The organism is Burkholderia sp. IDO3, from assembly GCF_003366075.1.
GTDB lineage: Bacteria > Pseudomonadota > Gammaproteobacteria > Burkholderiales > Burkholderiaceae > Burkholderia > Burkholderia anthina.
In genome coordinates this window covers 1,502,905-1,523,295 of record NZ_CP028963.1, presented here as the reverse complement: position 1 = coordinate 1,523,295, position 20,391 = coordinate 1,502,905, and the positions used below count along the sequence as shown (strand labels likewise).

Genomic DNA, 20,391 nt, shown 5'->3' with positions numbered 1-20,391 from the left:
ACACGCGGATAGCGGCCCGGCGCCGCAGCCGCGCGCCCCGTGCCTGCACCGCTAACCGACTTGCGGCAGCGCGATCGCGATCCCGACCACGATCCACTGCACGATCGCGACCAGCACGCCGGCGCGGCACAACCCGACCGCGCCGCGCACGCGCGCGTCCAGCGCCCGCCCGACCTTCCCTTCGTCGATCCAGCCGAGATCGGCGAGCGCACGGTCGAGCGCGGCCAGCCCGTCGTCGACCGGCGCGTCGCCCGACGCCGCGCGTGCCAGCGCGGCGAACAGCCGCCGGTCGATCTCGATGCGCACCGCGTACCACAGCGCGGCAACCCCCGACCCGGTACTGATCACGGCCAGCAACACGCGCGCGATCGTCGCCGGCGCCCAGCCCGACGCGATCCACCAGCCGGCGCCCGCCGCGGCCAGCGCGGCCGCGATCGCCCACGCGCCCGCATCGAGCGCGCCGCGCGCAGCGGCAATCCTGAAGGGTGCGGACGGATCGCGCATCACGCGCCTCCCGTGACGCGGCGGCGATCGATCCAGTCCTGCAGCACGGCCACGCCGTCGTCCGACCAGACCGCATGCGGCCGCACCGCGCGCACCGCCGCAAGCGCTTCGCGCGCGTCGCCGAACCCGCGCCGTGCCGCGAGCCACGCGGCCGCACACAGCACGCTGCGCCCGTAGCCGAGCGCGCAGCAGACCAGCACGTCGCGCCCTTCGCGATGCAGCCGTTCGAGCGCCGCGACGGCCGCCGCGAGCTGCGCCGCGCTCGGCGCGACGAGGTCGAGTTGCGGCACGGTCGCGTACGCCAGCGACGCGTCGGCCACGACCCGGCGCGGCATCTCCGCCGTGAGGTCGACGAGCGCGGTGAAACCGTAGCGCCGCATGTCGCGCGTCGTCGGCGTACGGCCGATCGACACGCGCTCGTCGATCCGCACCGGCGCCGGCTGCCGGAACGTCCACAGCCGCGAATTGACGAACGCGCCCGCAATCGTCGGCGCCAACAGCCAGCGGATGAACACCGGGAAGCGGCCGGCGTCGTCCTTCTGGAACGCACCGGGCGCCCCGCGCCGGTAGATCCACGCGACACATGCGAGCGCCAGCGCGCCCCATCCCGCCGCCAGCGCCCAGCCCGGCGCATGCGACACGCAGTAAAGCGCGACGAGCGCGGCCAGTGCCGCACCGAGCGCATAGCGGCGCGCGAGCGCGCGAGCGGCGCCGGACGGCGAGCCTTCCGCGCCTGGCAGACGGCCCGCGGCATCGCGCAACGGGAACAGGAACAGCGCGAAGCAGCCGACGGCCGCGCCGGTCGGCACGTCGATCGCATGATGCTGATAGGTCGTGAGCACCGACACGCCGATCGCCGCGAACCACAGATGCAGCACGGCGCGCGCGGCCGTGCCGCGCAGATGCTTCGCGTAGACGGCCCACAGCACGACGAGCAGCCCGATATGCAGCGACGGCGCCTGGTTGTACGGCTTGTCGAAGCCCATCAGCAGCGTGAACAGCGCACCGGCCACACCGCCCGCGTCGGGCCGCTCGAAGCCGAAGCGCAACGGCCACGCGATGAAGCACGCGACCGACACGAGCTGCACGGTCAGCAGCCGCTTCACGTGATCGAGCAGATCGTCGCGTCGCGTCCAGAACAGGAACGACAGCGCGTACAGCAGATCGATCGACCAGTACGGCACGATGGTCCACGGCACGAACGGAATCGCATGCTCCCAGCCGAATGCGAACGTCGGCACCGCGGCGCGGTGCGCGGCGAGCCAGTTCGCGAAGCCGTACGTGGAGAAGAACACCGCGCCCATCGCCGCGAGCCAGCCGACGCGCAGCGCGAGCGGCGCGTCGCGCGGGCCGGTCGCCGGCTCGGCCAGACCGCTGCCCGCGCCGCCCGCGCCACCCGCACCGCCGCCGAGCGCGCTCATGCTGCGTCGACCCGCTGCGCGAGGCTCACCGTGAAAATGCCCATCTCGTCGATCCGCTGGTCGAGCTTGCGGAACCCGGCGCGCGCGACGAGTTCGTCCATCTCGGCCTGCGACCGGCGGCGCATCACCCACGTCGCGTCGCCGCGGTGGTTGTTCAGCGCCCGCGCGATGAATTCGAGCTGCGGATGCCACGGCTGCCCGGTATAGACGAGATAGCCGCCGGGCGGCACCGCGTGCGCGAGCCCGCGCAGCGAGCGCTCGATCAGCGCGTTCTCGCCGAACAGTTCATACAGCCCGGACACGATCGCGAGCGTCGGGCGCGGCTCAAGTGTTGCGAGCGACGCTTCGTCGAATGCGTCGCCGCGCTCGAAACGCGCGATCGGATCGAGGCCGCGCTGCGCGATCAGCACGCGTCCGGCCTCGACGTTCGGCGGGCTGTAGTCGCGCAGCGTGATGTCGTCGGGCGCCGCGCCGTCGCGCTCGGCAGCCGTCGCGATCGCGTCCAGCACGTAGCGCCCGTGGCCGGCCGCGATGTCGACGATCCGCACCGGCTCGCCCTGGCCGCGCAGCCGGCCGATCGCCGCGCCGATCAGCTCCTGCAGATGCACCTTGCGCTGGCGGATGCCGACCCAGCCCGGCGAATCGAGATACGTGCGGTCGATCAGCGCGCCGACGCCGAGCCGCCCCTGCGCGCGGTTGCGGTACACGTAATCGAGCGTCGAGCCCGAATCGAAGCCGAGCCGCAGCCCGAGCGCGATGCCGTCGGACAGCGCGCCGCCGAGCTTCAGCCCCGCCCGCGTGATCGCCCAGTACGCACGCGCGAACGGGTTCGCGGGCGGCCGGCCGAGCGTCGCGTATTCGTCGTGGAACGCGCCGCGCCGGTCGGCATCGGCGAGCGACACGCGCGGGCTCGGCGTATCGAACTCGCGCAGCACGAAGGTGCGCAGCGGCGCGAGCGCCTGCGCGCGATCGCGCTCGCCCAGCGTGTCGTGATAGAAGCCCGGCAGCACGATGCGCTCCTTTCGGGCGGCACCGAGCCGCTCGAAGAAACGGTCCTGCGGGCCGCGATGCACGACCCAGTCGGCGCCCGAGATCAGCAACTGCGTCGGCACGGTGATCGCGGCCGCATCGGCGACGATCCGCCGCGCGGTGTCGTGCAGGTCGAGCAGCATGTTCACGGCGATCGGCCGCGTGATCAGCGGATCGGCCGCATAGCTCGCGATCCGTTCCGGGTCGTGCGTGAGGAATTTCGGCTTCACGTAGCTGTTCACGTAGAAGAGCCCGCGCAGCTTGTGCATCAGCCGCAGCCCCGGCCGCGCGAACGGTACGTACAGCTTGATGTGGAATGCCGGCGATGCGACGACGAGGCAGCGGATCGGCGGTGCGTAATCGTGCACCCAGGTGGCCGCGAGCACCGCGCCGACGCTCTGGCCGATCACGGCCGTGTTTTCGATCGCGATGCCGTGCGTGTCGCGGATATGTTCGACGAAGGTCTGCAGGTCGCGCACCGATGCGGCCGCGCTCGGGCTGTAGCCGCGCGCGCCGGGCGAGCGGCCGTGGCCGCGCGCATCCCATGCGAAGAAAGCGAAATCCGGCAGGTCGAGCTCGTCGACGAGGTGCGCGACGCGCGCCGAATGTTCGTGGCCGCGATGCAGCAGCACGATCGCGCCGCGGCAGCGCGGGCCCGTCGCGGGCCAGTGACGATAGAACAGCGTTTCGCCGTCGTGCGTGATGAAGTCGGCCTCGCGGGCCATGCGTGCGCTCATGCGTTTCTCTCTCGTTTCGTTATTCGAATCATGCGGCGCCGCCCTCCGGTGCCGGCCAACCTGCTGCCGTCAGCCGCCCGCTTCGGCGATGCCGGCCCGCACGCGCCGCACCGCCGTCACGATCGACAGCACGATCAGCAGCCGCCACAGCCACGCGGCGACGCTGCCGACCGGCAAACCGAGACCGATCCACAGCGCGAATGCGCCGAGAGCCAGCGCGCGGTCGCTCTTGCCGAACGGGCCGTCGTAGCGGCGCGTCGCGCCGACGAGCGGCCCGATCAGGCCCGCGCATTCGACGATGACCGCCATCAGCGCGAACAGCCAGACGTCCGCCGGAGCGAACGCGGGAATCGCGAGGAACGGCAGCACGAGCGCGATATCGGACACGATGTCGCCGAGCTCGTTCAGGTACGCGCCCAGCGTGCTCTTCTGTCCGTGTTCGCGCGCGAGCATGCCGTCGATCGCGTTCAGCGCCATCCGTGCGAACAGCCAGACCGGAATCAGCAGGAACAGCACGCGCGCGAACACGCCGAGCCCGGCCAGCGCACCGACGACGATCGAGCCGCCGGCCGCGAACAGCGTGACCTGGTTGGCGGTGACGCCGCGCTCGGCGAGCGAATCCGCGAACGGACGAAGACGATTCTGGAATTTCGGTTTGAGTGCGTAGAGGCTCATCGTTTTATTGGTTCTGCACGCCGGACACGTTTGCAACCGCCCTGCCCCGGGCGGCGCAACCGCCGGCGGCGGCTGTCGACAGGTGGCCGTATCGTCGCCGAGCGGCCCCGACGCGTCAAGCCGCACGCCGGCCGTGCCGCGCCGGGCAATCTGGCGTTTTCGGCGGAAACTCGCGATAATCCGCTGGCCCGTGAGCGCAGTCATCCGTTCGAACTGCAGACGGGCGCTCGTGCAACAGCCGATTTTCACGCCGTCGACCGGCGCATTCGCCGCGAAGCAACGTCGCGCGAATCGTCCGATCGTCGCGGCCCTGCGACAGGCAGCCACGAATTTGAAAAAACGTAAACAATGGCCGTCCGGCGCGCATCCTGCCGCGCCGGCATTCCGGGATTCCGCCTGCCGCGCCTGCGCGGCCGCGCAGGCATGCACGCAGGAGGCGCCGCGCCGATGAACATCCTGAACGTCTGGCAGCGCGATTTCCTGCTGTCCATCGTGCGACTCGTCGCCGGCGCGTATCCGATCTGGCACCAGGCGCCGCCGTCGCCGACGCAGAAGATCTACTTCTCGAACCATACGAGCCACATCGACACGCTCGCGATCCTCGCCGCGCTGCCGCGCGACGTGCGCGCCGTCGTGCGGCCCGTCGCGGCGCGCGACTACTGGGACAGCAGCGATCTGAAGCGCCATATCGCACAAAAGCTGCTGAACGTCGTGCTGATCGACCGTCACCGCGAAAACGGCGGCGACCCACTGGAGCCGGTGCGCGATGCGCTGCGGCAAGGGCACTCGATCATCATCTTTCCGGAAGGCACGCGCGGCGCCGACGTGTTGCCGCAGCCGTTCAAGAGCGGGCTGTTCCATCTCGCGACCGAGTTTCCGAACGTTGCGCTGGCACCCGTCTATCTCGAGAACCTGCAGCGCATCATGCCGAAGGGCGCGATCTGGCCCGTGCCGCTGATCTGCAAGGTGCACTTCGGCGCGAACGACGCGCTCGGTGCCGACGAAGACAAGCCGACCTTCCTCGCCCGCATGCACGACGCGATCGTCGCGCTCGCGCCGCCGCAGCGGCCGGCCGGCTGAACGCGCGCCCTCCTCCCCTCTTTTTCCGGATATCCCCATGCGAACGCTCTTCTGGGAACTGGTCGCGGGCGTCACCGGCGTGCTGGTGATCGCGACCCTGATCGGCGCGATCCTCGGCGCGCGCAGCGGCGGCACCAGCGCGACGATCGTCAACCTGAATCAGCGCATCCGCGCGTGGTGGGCGATGATCGCGATCATGGTCATCGCGATCGGCCTCGGCAACAACGTCACCTATCTGGTGTTCGCGCTGCTGTCGTACCTGACGCTACGCGAATTCATCACGCTCACGCCGACCACCGCGAGCGACCATACGACGCTCTTCATCGCATTCTTCATCGCGATTCCGGTGCAGTATCTGCTGCTCGGGATCAACTGGTACGGGATGTACTCGATCTTCGTGCCGGTGCACCTGTTCTTCGCGATGTCGCTGGTGTCGGCGCTCACGCAGGACACGCGCGAATTCCTGAGCCGCAACGCGAAGATCAACTGGGCGCTGATGGTGTGCGTGTACGGGCTGAGCCACGCGCCGGCCGTGCTGATCCTCGACATCCCGCACTACGCCGGGCAGAACGCGCTGCTGCTGTTCTTCTTCCTGTTCGTCGTGCAGATCAGCGACGTGCTGCAGTACGTGGTCGGCAAACTGTTCGGACGGCGCAAGATCGCGCCGCGCCTGTCGCCGTCGAAGACGGTCGAGGGCTTCATCGGCGGCGGCCTGCTCGCGACGCTGTGCGGCGCATCGCTGTATCGCGTGACGCCGTTCAGCTTCGGCGCGGCGTTCGGGATCTCGCTCGCGATCGTGATCGCGGGCTTCGTCGGCGGGCTCGTGCTGTCGGCCGTGAAGCGCTCGCTCGGCACCAAGGACTGGGGTTCGATGATCGCGGGCCACGGCGGAATGCTCGATCGCGTCGACTCGATCTGCTTCGCCGCGCCGGTGTTCTTCCACCTCGTGCGCTATCTGTACGTGTGATGCGCGGGCGAGTGCCGCGGGCAGCGCCTGCAGCCCATTGCGTGCACGCCCCGCTCAATACCCTTCCCGCAGCGCCTTCGGCACCCCGTAACGCCCGCGCGCCGCGTCGAACTTCACCGTGTAGCGCGCATGGATATCCTTGCCGCCGCGCACGCCCGTCTCCGTGACCGTCAGCGGATAGACGTCGCCCGTGCCCGTCGTGCCCGTCGTGTCCGGCACGATCGCGAACGTGCGGCTCTCGCAATGCGACTTCGCGTTGCCGCAATCGAGCGACCCGCTGTTGTCCATCGTTTCGTTGATGCGCGGCGCGGCTTCGACGATCGCATTGCCGAGCGGCAGCCAGATCGACCGGCTCGCCTGCGTATAGCCCTGCAGCGTGATGCCGTCGGCGATCACGAAGCCGAACAGGTGAGGACCGAGCCGCTCGATGCGCACGGTGCCGGGCTCGCCGCCCTTGCCGGACGCGATGTCCGTCTTCTTCACGACGGGCTCGAGCGTGGCGCCGTCCTCGGTCGGTTTCAGCACGTACAGGTCGATCGTGCCCGTCGTGCCGTCCGAATCCATGCCCGGCATCCCGTGCTGGACGGCCGCCTCGGTCTCGCCGCACATCGCGAGCAGCGTGCGCGGGCCGTCGGCCGTCGCGACGCGCAGCGAGCCGCACGACGCATGGATGAAGTCGCCCGCGTCCGACTGCCAGCCCTTGCGATCGGCGCGCCACGTGCCGTACGTGTCGCGGATGAATTGTTGCAGCTGACGCTCGGGATGGACCGGCTCGACCGCATGGACAGGCGACACCGCGGCGAGCGCAGTGAACACCGCGAGCGCGGACAGCACGGCGAGCGTGGCCGCGAATGGCCTGACGCGTGTTTTCGGGTTCTGGACGTTCATGAAGGCGTTCGATTCGAGGGAAAAGGTCGATGCGGGCGAGCGATCAGGGTTGCCGCGGCGCGATGCCGGTGCCGTCGGGTTTCAGCCGCGCGCTCCGCACCCAACCGTCCGCCGTGCCGTGCGTGCGCGGATTCAGATACGTGACCGACGTGAAGCGGCCGTACTCGGCCCGCGCGTCGACGTGATCGTGCTCGACGATGAACAGGCCGTCGATCCGGCACGCGTCGTCCGGCGCGGAAAAGAACGGCAGCCGGCCCTTGCCCGTGACGACGCGCCCGGCGTCGCTGCCCGTCACGTAGTCGCCCTGCGCCCGCGCGCGGCGGTTCAGCGCGTCGCAATCGACGGCGCCGGGCGTGGCCGCGTCGGCATTGGCGGGTGCGGCCGGCGGCGCGACGCACGTCGACACGTAGCGCGACAGCGCGTGCCGGTCGATCTTCAGCACGTCCGGCTGTTCAGGATCGCGCGTGATGTCGAGCGCGCGCAGCGCATGCGTGTCGAGCGTGACCCAGCCGATCGTCGCGTCGCGGTTTGGCGTGCCCGGATGGTCGGGCGTCACGAACAGCCGGACGCCCTGCACGCCTTCCGGTTGACCGGTCAGCGCCGCGGGCTCGGCATGGATCGCCCGCCGTTCGAACGCGGTGTGCCGCAGCGCCGGCACGACCAGTTGCGTGAGCCGTTCGTCGCACGACGCGGGCGATGCCGCAAGAGCCGCGTGCACGGCGGCCACCCCGACACCCGCCAGCGCGACGCGCACGACGAGCGCCGCGAACCGGCGGCCGCGCACGGCCTCGCCATTCGCGCCGGCCGGCGTTACGATCTCGTTCTTCATTCCAGGATCCGGTCGATGCGCGCGGCCCGTGCCGCCCGCGAGCCCGTAGCGTACACGCTCGGCGCGGCATCGCAAGCGCACGGCGCGCCGGTCCGGCCCGACATGGACACACGCATGAACCTGAGCTTGCAGGACGTCGCCTGGCACCGGTCGGTCGGCCGACTCGTCGAGTCGCTCGACCAGCCGGGTTTCTGGCTCGCGCTGATCCGGCTGATCGAGGAATACGTCGCGATCGACAGCTGGGTCGTGCTGATGTTCGGCGACGACCGCCCGCAGGTGTTCGCCGAATGTCCGTACGAAGGCGGCGGCCCCGACCCGCTCTTTCGCGACTACGTGCAGGGGCTGTACCAGCTCGATCCGTTCTACATCGCGAACCGCGATGCCCCGACAAGCGGCCTGTTCCGGCTGTCCGACGTCGCGCCCGAGTGTTTTCGCGATACCGAGTACTACACGCTGTATTTCACGCACAACGTCGTCGAGGACGAGGTGCAGTTCAACGTCGTGCTCGACGACACGCGCACGCTGTGCGTGTCGCTCGGCAGCAAGCGGCGCTTCAGCCCCGAGCAGGTCGCGCTGCTCGACCTGATCCGCCCGTGGGTCGCCGGCCTGATGCGTCAACGGCTCGCATTCGAACCGGCACCCGCCGAGCCCATCGAGCCCGCTGCGCCGCGCCGGGCCGGCAGCGCCGTGCACGGGGGCTTCGAGCACGCGATGGCGCGGCTCGGCACGCCGCTCACCGCGCGCGAACTCGACGTGATCCGGCTGATCCTGAGCGGCCGCTCGAACAAGGAAGTCGCCAACAAGCTGGCGATTTCGGCCGAAACGGTCAAGGTGCACCGGCGCAACATCTACGCGAAGCTCGGCATCAATTCGCAGTCGGAGCTGTTCTCGTTGTTCCTGCACGCGCAGGCCGGGACGTGACGCTCGGCGCAGCGACCGCAGCGGCCCGCCCCGTCACACGCCGTCCAGCCGATACGCGCTATCGGATGCATCGTCTGTGCAAGCGCCGCCATCCTCTCTATCCTTGCGTCGTTCGATGCTGTCCGTCCGTTCGACACGGGCGGTAGAGGGTGGCCTGGGTTCTGATAGCACTATCCTCGTCCATCAGAACCTCTTCGCCGGCCCTTGCAGAGGGGCCGGCGCTTTTCCCGACCTTGCCGTTGATCCCCGCAGCGGGACATCGCGAAGCCGGGCGCCCCCGGCGCACGACCGGCGGCCGGTGCAGAGATCAATACCCCTGACGGGTTAACGCGTCGTCGGGATGGGGAACCCGGCGCGTTCGGCGCATACTGGCGCTCATTCCCATCCGTTCCGCCGCCATCGCGACGGACCACCGCTACCGAACCCGCCCATGAAACTGAAGCTCGACATCGTCCAGCTCGCCGGCCGCGACGGCGACACGCGCTACAACCTGCAACGCACGCTCGAAGCGATCGCGACCTGCGCGAGCGGCACCGACATCGTGATGTTTCCGGAAGCGCAGCTCACCGGCTTTCTCGATCCATCGGAGCTCGAGCGCGTGGCCGAGCCGCTCGACGGCCCGAGCGTCGGCGCGGTGATCGCGGCCGCGCGGGCGCGCGACGTCGCGGTGGTGGTCGGGCTGATCGAGAACGACGGCGGGCGCTTCTACAACACGACCGTGTTCGTCACGCCGGACGGCATCGCGCTGCACTATCGCAAGACGCATCTGTGGGTGTCGGAGCGCGGCGTCGTCCTGCCCGGCGACCGCTACGCGACCGTCGAATGGCGCGGCGCGCGGATCGGCCTGCTGATCTGCTATGACAGCGAATTCCCGGAAAGCGGCCGCGCGCTCGCGGCGCTCGGCGCGCAGTTGATCCTCGTCACCGACGGCAACATGGAGCCGTATCGCCAGGTCCACCGCACGTCGGTCTCGGCGCGCGCGATGGAAAACCAGGTGTTCGCGGTCGTCGCGAACCGCGTCGGCGGCAGCGCGCACGACGTCGTGTTCGCGGGCGGCAGCCTCGCGGCCGATCCGTTCGGAAACCTGATTTTCGAAGCCGGCAACGGCGAATCGCGCCACACGGTCGAACTCGATCTCGAGCAGGTCGCCGCGTCGCGCGCCGTGTATGACTATCGCGCCGACCAGCGCCTGCACATCGGCGGCGAGCGCATCGAGCACGCGGACGGGCGGCGTGAGCTGTTGATTCCGTGAACGCCGGCACGGCCGCGCCGCATCGTCACACCGGCGCCGGCACGTCGATCGCCAGCAGCGCCGAGCTGACCGACTTGCCGTGCGCATCGAGCGCGAGCGAACGCGTGACGCCGCCGCCGAGCGCATCGCGCAGCACGAAATTGAAGGCGGCGAGCGCCGGCAACTCATGGCGCACGACCTCGCCATGCACGATGCCCGCGAGCCACGCCTTCACGGCCTGCGCATCGAGATGCGCGCGCAGATGGTCGTAATGACGCGGATCGTGGCAGATGATCGACACGTTCAGCGTATTGCCCTTGTCGCCAGTGCGCGCATGCGCGAGTTCACGCAGTTGCATCATGCCTCCACGAATGAAAACGACGGCGTCACGGCCGCGCGCGGCAACAGCACCGACTGGACGGCGATCACCTCGCGCGTCGACTTGAACGCGCCGCCGCCGCCGGCCGGCCCGTTCGTATAAAGCGTCTCGACTTCGTTGCCGATCCGTGCGGCCTCCGCCGCACTCTCCGCGCGGCCGGCCACCCGGATGCGAACCTCGGCCGGCTCGCCGCGCACCGCAGGCGTCGCCGTGCCGTACAGCGAATCGACGCCGATCAGGTCGAAACGCAATTCGGTCGCGGCCACGCCGGTCAGCGCGAGCCGTTCGCGCACGATCTCGAGCGCGAGACGCGCGCGTGCCAGCGCACCGGGCCCGCCGTACGAGATCTGCCCTTCACCGATATGACCGTCGACGTACGCGACCGATACCTTCAGCGTGTCGGTGCGCGCCGTGCCACGTCCGCCCGTCACGCGTACGCGGTCGACCGCCGCCTCCTCGACGGCCACCCGCGTGAAATCCGCGACCACGTCGGGCTGCAGGTAGCGCGCCGGATCGTGGATCTCGTACAGCAACTGCTCCTTGCAGGTCGCCGCGCTCACGCGGCCGCCCGCGTGCGGCACCTTCGTGATCGTGACCGAGCCGTCGGCCTCGACCTCGCCGATCGGAAACCCGAGGCGCGCGAGATTCGGCACGTCCTTGTAACCGGGGTCCGCGAAATAGCCGCCCGTCACCTGCCCCGCGCATTCGAGCAGATGGCCGACGACCGTCGCCTGTCCGAGCGTGTCCCAGTCGTCCATTCGCCATCCGAACGCGTGGATCAGCGGCGCGACGAACAGCGACGGATCGGCGACGCGCCCGGTCAGCACGATGTCCGCGCCGGCCGCGAGCGCGTCGACGATCGGCGCCGCGCCGAGATACGCGTTCGCGGACACGATGCGCTCGCGATACGCGGCAACCTCGTCGCCCGACTCCTCGAAACGGAACGCGCCGCGCAGCACGACGTCGAGCACGTCGTCGCCCTCGACCGCCGCGACCTTCAGCCCCGCGAGGCCGAGCGACTGCGCGATCTGCGCGGTGCGCCGCGCCGCCGCGCGCGGATTCGCCGCGCCCATGTTCGACACGATGCGCACGCCCCTGGTCACGGCCACCGGCAGCACGGCGCGCATGCGCGCGTCGAGCAGCGGGTCGTAGCCGAGCGCCGGGTCCTTGCGGCGCGCCTGCTGCGCGATCGCGATCGTGCGCTCGGCCAGGCATTCGAAGACGAGGTAGTCGAGCCGACCGTGTTCGGCCAGTTCGATTGCGGGCTCGATCCGGTCGCCCGAGTAGCCGGCGCCCGCGCCGATGCGCACGCACGGTTGAGGTGAAGGCTTTGCTGTCATGTTCGTACCGTCGTCCGGCGCACACGCGCCGGCAAAAATCAAAAGATGCCCAGCACGACGCACGCGATCGTCATCACGATCGAGGCGCCGAACAGCAGCGGGAACGTGAACTTCTGGTGCTCGGCCAGCTCGATCCCGCACAGGCCGACGACGAGGAACGTCGCGGGCGTCAGCGGGCTGACCGGAAACCCGGTCGTCATCTGGCCAAGCAGCGCGGCCTGCCCGACATGCACGGCCGGCACGCCGAGCTGGCCGGCCACTTCGGCGATCACCGGCAGCACACCGAAATAGAACGAGTCCGGATCGAACAGCATGCTGAGCGGCATCGACGCGAAACCGAGCGCGACCGGAATGTGGCCCGCCATCGACGGCGGCACGAAGCCGACCGCCGCCTGCGCCATCGCCTTCAGCATTCCGCTGCCCTGCATGATCCCGGTAAACACGCCGGCCGCGAGCAGGATGCCGGCCATCATCAGCGCCGCCCGCGCATGCGCGTCAATGCGCTTGCGCTGCATGTCGACGTCCGGGTAGTTCACCATCAGCGCGACGCACAGCCCGACCATGAACATGATCGCCGGCGGAATCTTCTCGCCCATCACGACCATCGTGCCGAGCACGACGAGCGTCAGCACCAGGTTGAACCAGAACAGGCGCGGGCGGCGCAGCGCCTGCTCGTCGGGCGTCAGCTCGCGTTTCGGCAGCGGAATCGACGCGTCGTTGCGCGACAGGCCGAGCCGCTTCTCCTCGCGCCGCCCGAGCCAGTACGCGACGCCGAACACGAACGCGAGCCCGATCGCCTGCACCGGAATCAGCGGATTGAACAGCGCCGACACCGGCAGGTGCAGCGACGCCGACGCGCGGATCATCGGCCCCGTCCACGGCAGGAAGTTGATCCCCGCGGCCATCGACACGGCGGCGGCCAGCACGCGGCGGTCCATCTTCAGCCGGTCGTACAGCGGCAGCACCGCCGGAATCGTCACGAGAAAGCAGACGGCGCCCGAGCCGTCGAGGTGAATCAGCAGCGCGAGCAGCGTCGTCCCCATCACGATGCGCGTGGGCCGCGTGCCGACCGCGCGCAGGATGCGGTCGATGATCGGGTCGAGCGTGCCGGCGTCGGTGATCGTCCCGAAATAAAGGATTGCGAACACGAACATCCCGACGACGGGCGCGAGACCCTTCAGCCCGTCGATCACGAACTTGCTCGTATGCAGCCCGAAGCCGCCGATGAGCGACGCCGCGATCGGCACGACGATCAGCGCGACGAGCGGCGACATGCGTCTGGACAGAATCGCGGCCAGCAGCACGACGATCGTGCCCAGCCCGAGTAACGGCAGCATCGGTGTCTCCTACCTTGTCTTTTGTTGGAGACGAGCGTAAGGTCGGCGCAGCGATAGCACAATTGAAATGATTTGATCGCAGTAATCACGAATCGTTATGGATCTGAACCTTCGCGACATCCGCGCCTTCGTCACCGTCGCGCACGCCGGCAACTTCACGCGCGCGGCCGCGCGGCTGCATCTGTCGCAGCCGGCGCTGACCGTGCAGATCAGGCGGCTCGAGGAAATCGTCGGCGCGCGGCTGTTCGACCGCAACAGCCGCAGCGTCGCGCTCACGCAGACCGGGCGCGAACTGCTGCCGCTGCTGCAACGCTCGCTCGACGACATGGAGCGCGTGCTGCGCGACGCGCGCGCGCTCGGCGAAGGCGCGAGCGGCACGGTGCGGCTCGCCTGCCTGCCGACGTTCGCGTCGAGCCTGCTGCCGGAGCTGATCCAGTCGTTCCGGCGCGACGTGCCGCGCGCGGGCTTCGAGATCCGCGACGGCGTCGCGAGCCTCGTCACCGCGCTGGTACGCAACGAGGGAGCCGATCTCGGGTTGACGGGCGGCGATGCGTTCGACGCATCGCTCGACGTGCTGTATGCGGGCGCCGACCAGCTCGTCGCCGTGTGCCCGAAGGATCATCCGCTCGCGCGCAAGCGGCGCGTGCGCACCGCCGACGTCGCCGCCGTGCCGCTCGTGCTGACCGCGCAGGGCACGAGCGTGCGCAGCGTCGTCGATGCCGCGCTGGACGCGGCCGGCTGCACGCCCGACATCGCGTGCGAGCCGACCTACATGATGACGGCCGTCGCGATGGTGCGCGGCGGCCTCGGCGTGACGATCCTGCCGGCGACCGCGCGCGAAGTGCGGGCCGAACCCGACCTCGTCGTGAAGCCGATCGACGACCCGGCGTTCGTGCGGCCGATCGCGCTCGTCGCGAAGCGCGGGCGCACGCTGCCGCGCGTCGCGCAGGCGTTCGCGGAAGTCATGCTGGCGGAATTGAAAAAGCGCGCGTGAACCGCGCGCTTCGGAGACGGAACGGTACTGCCGCGACGCTTACTGCGGGTCCGGCAGATCCGTCTGGTCCGGATCGACGTGCAGCGATTCGCCGATCGCATAGAAATTGCCGCCCGCGATGTAGTGCAAGCTGCGCAATGCCGGATCGGCCGATTCGAAATACCAGTGGCCGTCGCGGAACACGCGCGTGTCCGACCACGCCCCCACCACTTCGCCGATGAACAGGTCGTAGGTCTGCTGGTTGTGCGGCTCCGGAATCAGCCTGCACGCGAGCCAGCCCGAGCAGCCGGCAACGAACGGCAGGTCGTGGCCCTCGACGTCGAACAGCGTGACGCCCGCTTCACGCAGCTTGTCGGGCCGCTCGGCGAGGCTGTGGCTGCCGACCGCGTGCGTGAGCTTCAGTTGCGCGGCCGTCGGCACCTGGATCACGAACGTGCCGCTGCGCTCGACGAGCTCGCGCGTCTTCGCGGACTTGTCGAGCACGACGGTGAGCTTCGGCGGCAGGAAATCGAGCGCGCATGCCCACGCGGCGGCCATCACGTTGTCGACGCCGTCGTGGCGGGCCGACACGAGCACGGTCGGGCCGTGGTTGAGGAGGCGGTAGGCTTTCTTCAGCTCCACCGGAGCGATATGACTGTCCATACGAATTCCCTGGAAAGCGGCGCGAAGAAGCGGCGCAAAGCGCGCCGGTCGAAGGCCGCATTCTCGCATTCAACGCTGGTCTTCGCTGGCCGTGCACGCAAGCGCGTGCCGCGCACCGTCAGCGCCGCCCCGCCGCCCAGTCGATCGCCGCATCGAACAACGCGATGCCGGCCGGCGACAGGTTCGCGAACGTGTCGTTGTCGAGGAAGAACATCACGCGGCGCGCCGGCGCGAGCGCTTCGTAGTCCATCGTCGCGCCCTTCTCGTACGCGAAGATCGCGGCCTTGTCCGGCTGCCCGTACACGGTCGCGATCGTGATCGCGCCGAGCCCCGGCTTGCCCCAGCTCATCGGCGCCTGCTTGCCGTACACGTCGGCCGCGCCCGCCGGCAGTCCGGCCGAGACCGGATGCGGCGCGTTGACGAGCCACAGATAGCGTTCCTTGCCCGTTTCGCCGAAATCGACGTCGTGACGCTTGCCCGTCATCGCGAGATCGTCGAGCAGGTCGTTCTCCCACGTGACGAGCGGCTTGTCGAGCGTGCGCCAGCCGGGCCGCACGTTCTTCGACGATACCGTCGACGAGATCACGACGAGGTCGGCATCGCGCGCCGCGTCGGGCGTCGCGCTCTCGTCGATCAGGCGCACCGCGTAACCGCGCTCGCCGAGATGCCGGCCGATCCGTTCGTCGACCTTCAGGTTCGGGCCGTGCAACTGCACGAGCATCGCGACGCGCGTGACGGCCGGCGCTGCAATGGTGGCATCGGCGGCGAAGGCCGGGACGCTTGCCGACAGGGACAGGCCCGCGCACAACGCGAGCGCCGCGCCGGCAAGCGAGCGCAATGCGCGACGCCGCGTGCCGGCGGCCACGGCGCGCGCGGCGCCGGTCTTCATGTTCATGTTCCGGTTCATCTCGTTGTTCTCCGAAGCCGCGCGCCGTGATGCGCGACGCGCGGCAATTGTGCGAGTCAGCGTGAACGCCCGCTCAGAACTGCAGCGTGGTCAGCAACGACACCTGCCGCGCATCGCCGACCGCGACGAAATAGCGGTTCGCGCTCGACGGGTAGTACGTGCGGTTGAACAGGTTCTTCACGTTCAGCTGGAACGACAGCTTCTGCTTGCCGAGCCGCGTGTCGTACGTCGCGAACGCATCGGCGAGCACGTACGACGGCAGCGTGAAGCTGTTCGCCGAATCGCCGGGCCGCGCGCCGACGTAGCGCGCGGCCGCGCCGATGCGCAGGTCGTCGCCGCCGGCCAGCGTGCCGACGTCGTAGACGGCCGCGAGCGACGCCGTGTGGCGCGCGACGTTCCACAGCCGGTTGCCCGCGTACTGCGGATCCTCGACCGTCTTCGCGTCGATGTACGCATAGCTCGCGATCACGTTCACGCGCTCGCCGATCCTGCCCGACAGGTCGAGCTCGACGCCGCGCGAACGCGCCTTGCCCGACGTGCGCCAGTCGGTCAGCTTCGTCGTGTCGTTGAACTGCGACACGAGCACGTTCTTCTTGTCGATGTTGAACAGCGCCAGCGTGCCGGTCATCCCGCCCGGCAGGTCGAGCTTGCCGCCGACTTCCCATGCGGTCGCTTCCTCCGGCGGCGTCGCGGCATCGATCACGTAGCCCGACGTCATCGGCGCGATCGACGACGACGGTTTCAGCGACTGCGAATAGCTGCCGTACAGCGAGAACGCATCGGTCCACTTGTAGACGACGCCCGCGCGCGGCAGCCACTTCGAGCCGCTGAGATCGGTGTTCGCCTTGAACGGCCGGCCACGCCCGGCGACCTGGTTGTACGTGATGTAGCGCAGCCCGCCGGAAACGATCCACTTGTCGGTCAGATGGATGCTGTCCTGGAAGAACACCGACGTAACGTGCAGCGTATCGGTCTGGTCGCTGTCGCTCGCGGATACCGTGCTCGACGGCGGCAGCAGCCCGTACACCGGATCGATGTAGCTGAACGGCGTCTTCACGGCCTGGCGCAGCAGATCCTTGCGATAGATGCGGCGATACTCGGTGTCGACGCCGAGTTGCACGTCGTGACGCATCCCCGCGAGCGTCAGCTTGCCGTTCACGTAGCCGATGCCGTAGCTGTCGGTGCTGAGCGAGCCGTGCGTCGCGTCGTTGCTGCGCGACAGCGTGCCCGTCACCGGATCGACGCCGGTCGTGCGCAGCTGGTTCGCGTCGTAGGTCTCGCGGTTGTAGCTGTAGCCGACATGCGCGCTCCAGTCCGCGTTGAACTGGTGATCGACGCTCAGTTGCGCGAGGTGCGATTCGCCGTCCATGTTGTTGAACGGCTCGTCGATGCGCCGGCGCGCCGGAATGTCGAGCGGCGCGTTGGTGCGCGGATCGAGCGCGGTGCCGCGATCGAACGGCGAATGGAACTTGCGGTATTCGTAGGACACGACGACCTGCGTGTCGCGGCCGTACCACGCGAGCGACGGCGCGACGAAGGTCTGCCGGTATTCGCCGAAGTTGCGCCAGTACTGCTCGTTCGACTGGTCGACGATCAGCCGGTACGCAAGCCGCGAATCGCCGATCCGGCCGGTCGAGTCGAAGGTCGCGCTGCCGCCGTTCCGGCCGTGCCCGAAGGTCGACGCGCCGAGCGAGATCGCGTTGTAGCGCGTCATCTGCGGCTGCTTGCCGACGACGTTCACCACCCCGCCCGGATCCATCAGCCCGTACAGCAGCGACGTCGGCCCCTTCAGCACCTCCACGGTATCGACCGCCGCGTTGAACGAACGCCCCTGCACGATCGGCATCCCGTTGTGCATGATCGAGCCGTCGCGGTTGTCGCCGAAGCCGCGCTTCATGATCGTGTCCTGCGTGCCCGCGAGCGTGTTGCCCTGCGTGATGCCGCTCACGTTGCCGAGCGCGTCGTCGAGGTTGCGCGGGCGCTGGTCGCGCAGTACCTGCGCCGGCACCACGTTGACGGCCTGCGCGGTGTCGAGCAGCGGAATCTCGGTGCGCAGCACGCCCGCTTCCTTCGGCGGCCGGTAGCTTTGCGCGCGCAGCGCGCTGTCGCGCACCGTGATGGCCGGCAGCTCGGTGGCCGCCTCGGCGCCGGCTGCCGCGGCCGGCACGCCCGAACCGTTCGCGCGCATCAGCGTATAGCCGCCGCCCGGCTGGCGCAGCGCGACGAGCCCCGTGCCCGCCAGCACGCGATCGAATGCGCCGTCGATGTCGAACCGGCCATGTACGCCGCCGCTCGTGCGGCCGGCGGCCAGTTCGGCGGGAAACGCGAGCAGGATGCCGGCCTCGCGGCCGAACCGGTTCAACGTCGCTTCGAGCGGGCCGGCCGGAATGTCGAACACGCGGCGCGATGCGCGTTGCGCGGCTGGCGCCGTGTCTGCGTCGGTATCGGTGTCCGCCAGCGCGGGCAGCGGCAACAGCGCCGACAACAGGACGGCACCGGCCAGGCGGCGAGCCAGGTGGCGCGGCGTGGCAGGTTCGGCCGCGCGCGGCGCGCACGGCAGATGACGGGCAGGCGCCGGGCGGCGCCGATGCGTGAGACGAATGGAAACCATGATCGAGGTGTCGGTGGACGATGGGCCAGTGCTGCTTTCACTACCCATGTCACGCGAACATCCGGAAACAGCTCAGGGAAACGAAAAAAATGCGTGAAGCGCTCACGAACGGGCCGGCACGACCGTCGCCCAGTAGCGCGTCACGTACTCGACGTCGATCGGCAACGTCGCCTTCAGCGTATCGAGCACGCGCGCGGAATCGTCGAGCGGATAGGTGCCCGACACGCGCAGGTCGGCCACGGCCGCATCGCAACGCAGCGTGCCGCGCCGGTAGCGGTCGAGTTCGGCGACGAGATCCGCGAGCCGCATGCGCGACGCGACGAGCATCCCGGTCGTCCATGCCGATGCAAACGCATCGAGCGGCGCCGGCGCGCCGATCGCGTCGCGCGTGAAATCGGCGCCCTCGCCCGCCGCGATCACGCGCGTACCGGCCGTCGCGTCGGCGGGCTGCACGCGCACGGCGCCCGCGAATACCTCGATGCGCGTCGCGCCGTCGCGCTGCCGCACCGCGAAGCGCGTGCCCAGCGGCCGCAGCTCGCCTTGCGCGGTCGCGACCGCCAGCGGCCGTGCCGGCGTGCGATCGTCGTGGCCGCTCGTCACCATGATCGTGCCGCGCAGCAGATGCAGGCGGCGGGTCGTGGCGTCGAAGTGCACGTCGAGCGCGGTATCGGTATCGAGCACGACGACCGTGCGATCCGCGAGCGTCACCGTGCGCCGCTCGCCGACCGCGGTGCGCAGGTCCGCCGGCCAGATCGCCGCGCGCCGCGCGGGATCGGCCATCCATGCGGCGCCGCCCGCGAACAGCAGCACGGCCAGCGCCTTCACCGCCGCGCGACGGCGCGCCGAGCGACGCGGCAGCAGCGCCGCATGCGCGGCCTGTGAGTCGAGCCCGGCCGCGAGCCGGCCGATGCGCGCTTCCATCGTTTCGATATGACGCCACGCCGCGTCATGCGCCGGATCCTCGGCGCGCCAGCGCGCGAGTGCGCGCGCGAACGTGTCGTCGGTGCGGCCGGCCTGCCGCTCGACCCACCATTCGACCGCGCGACGCGCGACCTGCGGCGGCACTGCCGGCGCTCCTGGGGCGGCCATCGGTCAGGCCGCCATCGCGAAGAAGCACTGCGTGCCGGCCTTCACGAGATAACGCTTCACCGTCGCGAGCGACACGCCGAGTTCGCGCGCGATCTCCACCTGTGTGAGCCCGTCGAGCTGCGCGAGCAGGAACGCGCGCTTCGCGGCGATCGGCAGCCCGTCGAGCAACCGGTCGATCTCGACGAGCGTCTCGAGTACGACCGCCCGCTCCTCCGGCGACGGCGCATACGCTTCGGGGCGTTGCGCGAGCACGTCGAGATACGCGCGCTCGATCTGCTCGCGCCGCCAGTGATTCGACAGCACGCGCTGCGCGACCGTCGTCAGGAACGCGCGCGGCTCGTCGGCGCCGATCGGCTCGTCGCGAGCTAGCAGCCGCACGAAGGTGTCGTGCGCCAGATCGGCCGCGCGATGCGCGCAACCGAGCTTCCGGCTCAGCCAGCCGCGCAGCCACGCATGATGGCCGGCATAGAGGGCGTCGATTTCTCGATGGAGGGACAGCTTGTCAGCGGACATGGCCGGGTTCCGGGGCGCGCAGGCGGCAATTCTGTAAATGAGAATGATTATTATATACAAAACTGGGCACGCAACCCGCGCTATCGACGAGCCGCGATGCTGTCGGAACCCGCTCGCCCACGCCGGCGTGACTTGCGCGACGCGCGCGATAACATGCCGGCCCCGTATCGCGCGATTCGATTCATTAAATAATCAATTGATCAATTGACGGCGAATGCCGCGCCTCCGAAATTCGGCCGAAAATCGTGCGGAATTATCACGAATCCGGCAATACGCCCATCCAGCAATCTCGAATGC

General features: G+C 69.5%; 20 protein-coding genes. 6 read left to right on the top strand and 14 right to left on the bottom strand.

What is annotated here, in order from left to right:
- Window positions 1-51: 51 nt before the first annotated feature.
- The 4 genes from DCN14_RS21715 to DCN14_RS21700 all read right to left on the bottom strand — a co-directional run bounded on the left by DCN14_RS21715 (window position 52) and on the right by DCN14_RS21700 (window position 4,366).
- Window positions 52-504 carry a hypothetical protein gene (locus DCN14_RS21715; RefSeq protein ID WP_096509021.1) on the bottom strand — a complete coding sequence of 151 codons (453 nt, stop codon included), beginning with the start codon at window positions 502-504 and terminating at the stop codon, window positions 52-54.
- Entirely contained in the window at window positions 504-1,925 is a 1,422-nt protein-coding gene (locus DCN14_RS21710; RefSeq protein WP_115531435.1) for a phosphatase PAP2/dual specificity phosphatase family protein, read from the bottom strand. The genes DCN14_RS21715 and DCN14_RS21710 overlap by 1 nt, the downstream gene beginning before the upstream one ends.
- Entirely contained in the window at window positions 1,922-3,691 is a 1,770-nt protein-coding gene (locus DCN14_RS21705; RefSeq protein ID WP_096502525.1) for a bifunctional alpha/beta hydrolase/class I SAM-dependent methyltransferase, read from the bottom strand. The genes DCN14_RS21710 and DCN14_RS21705 overlap by 4 nt, the downstream gene beginning before the upstream one ends.
- 69 nt (window positions 3,692-3,760) lie before the next feature.
- Window positions 3,761-4,366, bottom strand: coding sequence for a CDP-alcohol phosphatidyltransferase family protein (locus DCN14_RS21700; protein ID WP_096502527.1), 606 nt, complete (start codon window positions 4,364-4,366; stop codon window positions 3,761-3,763).
- A gap of 190 nt (window positions 4,367-4,556) precedes the next feature.
- On the opposite strand from DCN14_RS21700, the gene DCN14_RS21695 reads away from it, so the two are divergent.
- Genes DCN14_RS21695 through DCN14_RS21685 form a run of 3 tightly spaced genes read left to right on the top strand, consistent with a single transcriptional unit; the run spans window position 4,557 to window position 6,413 of the window.
- Window positions 4,557-4,817, top strand: coding sequence for a hypothetical protein (locus tag DCN14_RS21695; RefSeq protein WP_240327422.1), 261 nt, complete (start codon window positions 4,557-4,559; stop codon window positions 4,815-4,817).
- A complete protein-coding gene (locus DCN14_RS21690; protein WP_096502940.1) occupies window positions 4,814-5,446 on the top strand; it encodes a lysophospholipid acyltransferase family protein in 633 nt (210 codons plus the stop codon). Before DCN14_RS21695 ends, DCN14_RS21690 begins: the two co-directional genes overlap by 4 nt.
- 37 nt (window positions 5,447-5,483) lie before the next feature.
- The gene (locus tag DCN14_RS21685) at window positions 5,484-6,413 is read left to right on the top strand and encodes a phosphatidate cytidylyltransferase (protein WP_096502529.1); all 930 of its coding nucleotides are present in this window, start codon (window positions 5,484-5,486) and stop codon (window positions 6,411-6,413) included.
- A 54-nt stretch (window positions 6,414-6,467) separates the two neighbouring features.
- Here DCN14_RS21685 and DCN14_RS21680 read toward each other — a convergent pair whose 3' ends face one another.
- Window positions 6,468-7,301 (bottom strand): topoisomerase IV, encoded by an 834-nt coding sequence (locus DCN14_RS21680; protein ID WP_096502531.1) that lies wholly within the window; start codon window positions 7,299-7,301, stop codon window positions 6,468-6,470.
- Between the two features lie 43 nt (window positions 7,302-7,344).
- Complete coding sequence (locus DCN14_RS21675; protein WP_239007728.1) at window positions 7,345-8,130, bottom strand: hypothetical protein; 786 nt, start codon at window positions 8,128-8,130, stop codon at window positions 7,345-7,347.
- A gap of 15 nt (window positions 8,131-8,145) precedes the next feature.
- On the opposite strand from DCN14_RS21675, the gene DCN14_RS21670 reads away from it, so the two are divergent.
- Window positions 8,146-9,051 carry a helix-turn-helix transcriptional regulator gene (locus DCN14_RS21670; RefSeq protein ID WP_240327421.1) on the top strand — a complete coding sequence of 302 codons (906 nt, stop codon included), beginning with the start codon at window positions 8,146-8,148 and terminating at the stop codon, window positions 9,049-9,051.
- A 430-nt stretch (window positions 9,052-9,481) separates the two neighbouring features.
- Window positions 9,482-10,303, top strand: a complete 822-nt coding sequence (locus DCN14_RS21665; protein ID WP_096502533.1) for a carbon-nitrogen hydrolase family protein — start codon at window positions 9,482-9,484, stop codon at window positions 10,301-10,303.
- 25 nt (window positions 10,304-10,328) lie between these two features.
- On the opposite strand, the gene DCN14_RS21660 is transcribed toward DCN14_RS21665, so the two are convergent.
- The 3 genes from DCN14_RS21660 to DCN14_RS21650 are packed head-to-tail and all read right to left on the bottom strand — an operon-like array spanning window position 10,329 to window position 13,338.
- A complete protein-coding gene (locus DCN14_RS21660) occupies window positions 10,329-10,640 on the bottom strand; it encodes a hypothetical protein (RefSeq protein ID WP_096502535.1) in 312 nt (103 codons plus the stop codon).
- Window positions 10,640-12,001, bottom strand: a complete 1,362-nt coding sequence (locus tag DCN14_RS21655) for an acyclic terpene utilization AtuA family protein (protein ID WP_096502946.1) — start codon at window positions 11,999-12,001, stop codon at window positions 10,640-10,642. The genes DCN14_RS21660 and DCN14_RS21655 overlap by 1 nt, the downstream gene beginning before the upstream one ends.
- A 38-nt stretch (window positions 12,002-12,039) precedes the next feature.
- On the bottom strand, window positions 12,040-13,338 hold the full coding sequence (locus tag DCN14_RS21650; protein ID WP_096502537.1) for a citrate:proton symporter: 1,299 nt from the start codon (window positions 13,336-13,338) through the stop codon (window positions 12,040-12,042).
- A gap of 97 nt (window positions 13,339-13,435) precedes the next feature.
- Between DCN14_RS21650 and DCN14_RS21645 the strand changes: the two genes are divergently transcribed.
- Window positions 13,436-14,332: a LysR family transcriptional regulator gene (locus tag DCN14_RS21645; protein ID WP_096502539.1), complete on the top strand. Its 897-nt coding sequence runs from the start codon at window positions 13,436-13,438 to the stop codon at window positions 14,330-14,332.
- A gap of 39 nt (window positions 14,333-14,371) precedes the next feature.
- Here DCN14_RS21645 and DCN14_RS21640 read toward each other — a convergent pair whose 3' ends face one another.
- The 5 genes from DCN14_RS21640 to DCN14_RS21620 form a co-directional block, all read right to left on the bottom strand.
- The gene (locus tag DCN14_RS21640; protein ID WP_096502541.1) at window positions 14,372-14,974 is read right to left on the bottom strand and encodes a flavin reductase family protein; all 603 of its coding nucleotides are present in this window, start codon (window positions 14,972-14,974) and stop codon (window positions 14,372-14,374) included.
- 118 nt (window positions 14,975-15,092) lie between these two features.
- On the bottom strand, window positions 15,093-15,869 hold the full coding sequence (locus DCN14_RS21635; RefSeq protein WP_240327420.1) for a hypothetical protein: 777 nt from the start codon (window positions 15,867-15,869) through the stop codon (window positions 15,093-15,095).
- Between the two features lie 85 nt (window positions 15,870-15,954).
- Window positions 15,955-18,540 carry a TonB-dependent receptor gene (locus tag DCN14_RS21630; RefSeq protein WP_096502545.1) on the bottom strand — a complete coding sequence of 862 codons (2,586 nt, stop codon included), beginning with the start codon at window positions 18,538-18,540 and terminating at the stop codon, window positions 15,955-15,957.
- A gap of 54 nt (window positions 18,541-18,594) precedes the next feature.
- Window positions 18,595-19,581, bottom strand: a complete 987-nt coding sequence (locus tag DCN14_RS21625; RefSeq protein ID WP_096502547.1) for a FecR domain-containing protein — start codon at window positions 19,579-19,581, stop codon at window positions 18,595-18,597.
- Between the two features lie 3 nt (window positions 19,582-19,584).
- Complete coding sequence (locus DCN14_RS21620; RefSeq protein ID WP_096502549.1) at window positions 19,585-20,094, bottom strand: sigma-70 family RNA polymerase sigma factor; 510 nt, start codon at window positions 20,092-20,094, stop codon at window positions 19,585-19,587.
- Window positions 20,095-20,391 lie beyond the last annotated feature (297 nt).

Excerpts from the sequence above, each read along its gene's own strand:
- DCN14_RS21640 (WP_096502541.1), bottom strand. The coding sequence starts at position 14,974 with ATGGACAGTCATATCGCTCCGGTGGAGCTGAAGAAAGCCTACCGCCTC.
- DCN14_RS21680 (WP_096502531.1), bottom strand. The coding sequence starts at position 7,301 with ATGAACGTCCAGAACCCGAAAACACGCGTCAGGCCATTCGCGGCCACG.
- DCN14_RS21715 (WP_096509021.1), bottom strand. The coding sequence starts at position 504 with ATGCGCGATCCGTCCGCACCCTTCAGGATTGCCGCTGCGCGCGGCGCG.
- DCN14_RS21625 (WP_096502547.1), bottom strand. The coding sequence starts at position 19,581 with ATGGCCGCCCCAGGAGCGCCGGCAGTGCCGCCGCAGGTCGCGCGTCGC.
- DCN14_RS21645 (WP_096502539.1), top strand. The coding sequence starts at position 13,436 with ATGGATCTGAACCTTCGCGACATCCGCGCCTTCGTCACCGTCGCGCAC.
- DCN14_RS21630 (WP_096502545.1), bottom strand. The coding sequence starts at position 18,540 with ATGGGTAGTGAAAGCAGCACTGGCCCATCGTCCACCGACACCTCGATC.
- DCN14_RS21670 (WP_240327421.1), top strand. The coding sequence starts at position 8,146 with ATGCGCGCGGCCCGTGCCGCCCGCGAGCCCGTAGCGTACACGCTCGGC.
- DCN14_RS21675 (WP_239007728.1), bottom strand. The coding sequence starts at position 8,130 with ATGAAGAACGAGATCGTAACGCCGGCCGGCGCGAATGGCGAGGCCGTG.
- DCN14_RS21635 (WP_240327420.1), bottom strand. The coding sequence starts at position 15,869 with ATGAACATGAAGACCGGCGCCGCGCGCGCCGTGGCCGCCGGCACGCGG.
- DCN14_RS21700 (WP_096502527.1), bottom strand. The coding sequence starts at position 4,366 with ATGAGCCTCTACGCACTCAAACCGAAATTCCAGAATCGTCTTCGTCCG.
- DCN14_RS21655 (WP_096502946.1), bottom strand. The coding sequence starts at position 12,001 with ATGACAGCAAAGCCTTCACCTCAACCGTGCGTGCGCATCGGCGCGGGC.
- DCN14_RS21665 (WP_096502533.1), top strand. The coding sequence starts at position 9,482 with ATGAAACTGAAGCTCGACATCGTCCAGCTCGCCGGCCGCGACGGCGAC.
- DCN14_RS21620 (WP_096502549.1), bottom strand. The coding sequence starts at position 20,094 with ATGTCCGCTGACAAGCTGTCCCTCCATCGAGAAATCGACGCCCTCTAT.
- DCN14_RS21685 (WP_096502529.1), top strand. The coding sequence starts at position 5,484 with ATGCGAACGCTCTTCTGGGAACTGGTCGCGGGCGTCACCGGCGTGCTG.
- DCN14_RS21660 (WP_096502535.1), bottom strand. The coding sequence starts at position 10,640 with ATGCAACTGCGTGAACTCGCGCATGCGCGCACTGGCGACAAGGGCAAT.
- DCN14_RS21690 (WP_096502940.1), top strand. The coding sequence starts at position 4,814 with ATGAACATCCTGAACGTCTGGCAGCGCGATTTCCTGCTGTCCATCGTG.
- DCN14_RS21650 (WP_096502537.1), bottom strand. The coding sequence starts at position 13,338 with ATGCTGCCGTTACTCGGGCTGGGCACGATCGTCGTGCTGCTGGCCGCG.
- DCN14_RS21705 (WP_096502525.1), bottom strand. The coding sequence starts at position 3,691 with ATGAGCGCACGCATGGCCCGCGAGGCCGACTTCATCACGCACGACGGC.
- DCN14_RS21710 (WP_115531435.1), bottom strand. The coding sequence starts at position 1,925 with ATGAGCGCGCTCGGCGGCGGTGCGGGTGGCGCGGGCGGCGCGGGCAGC.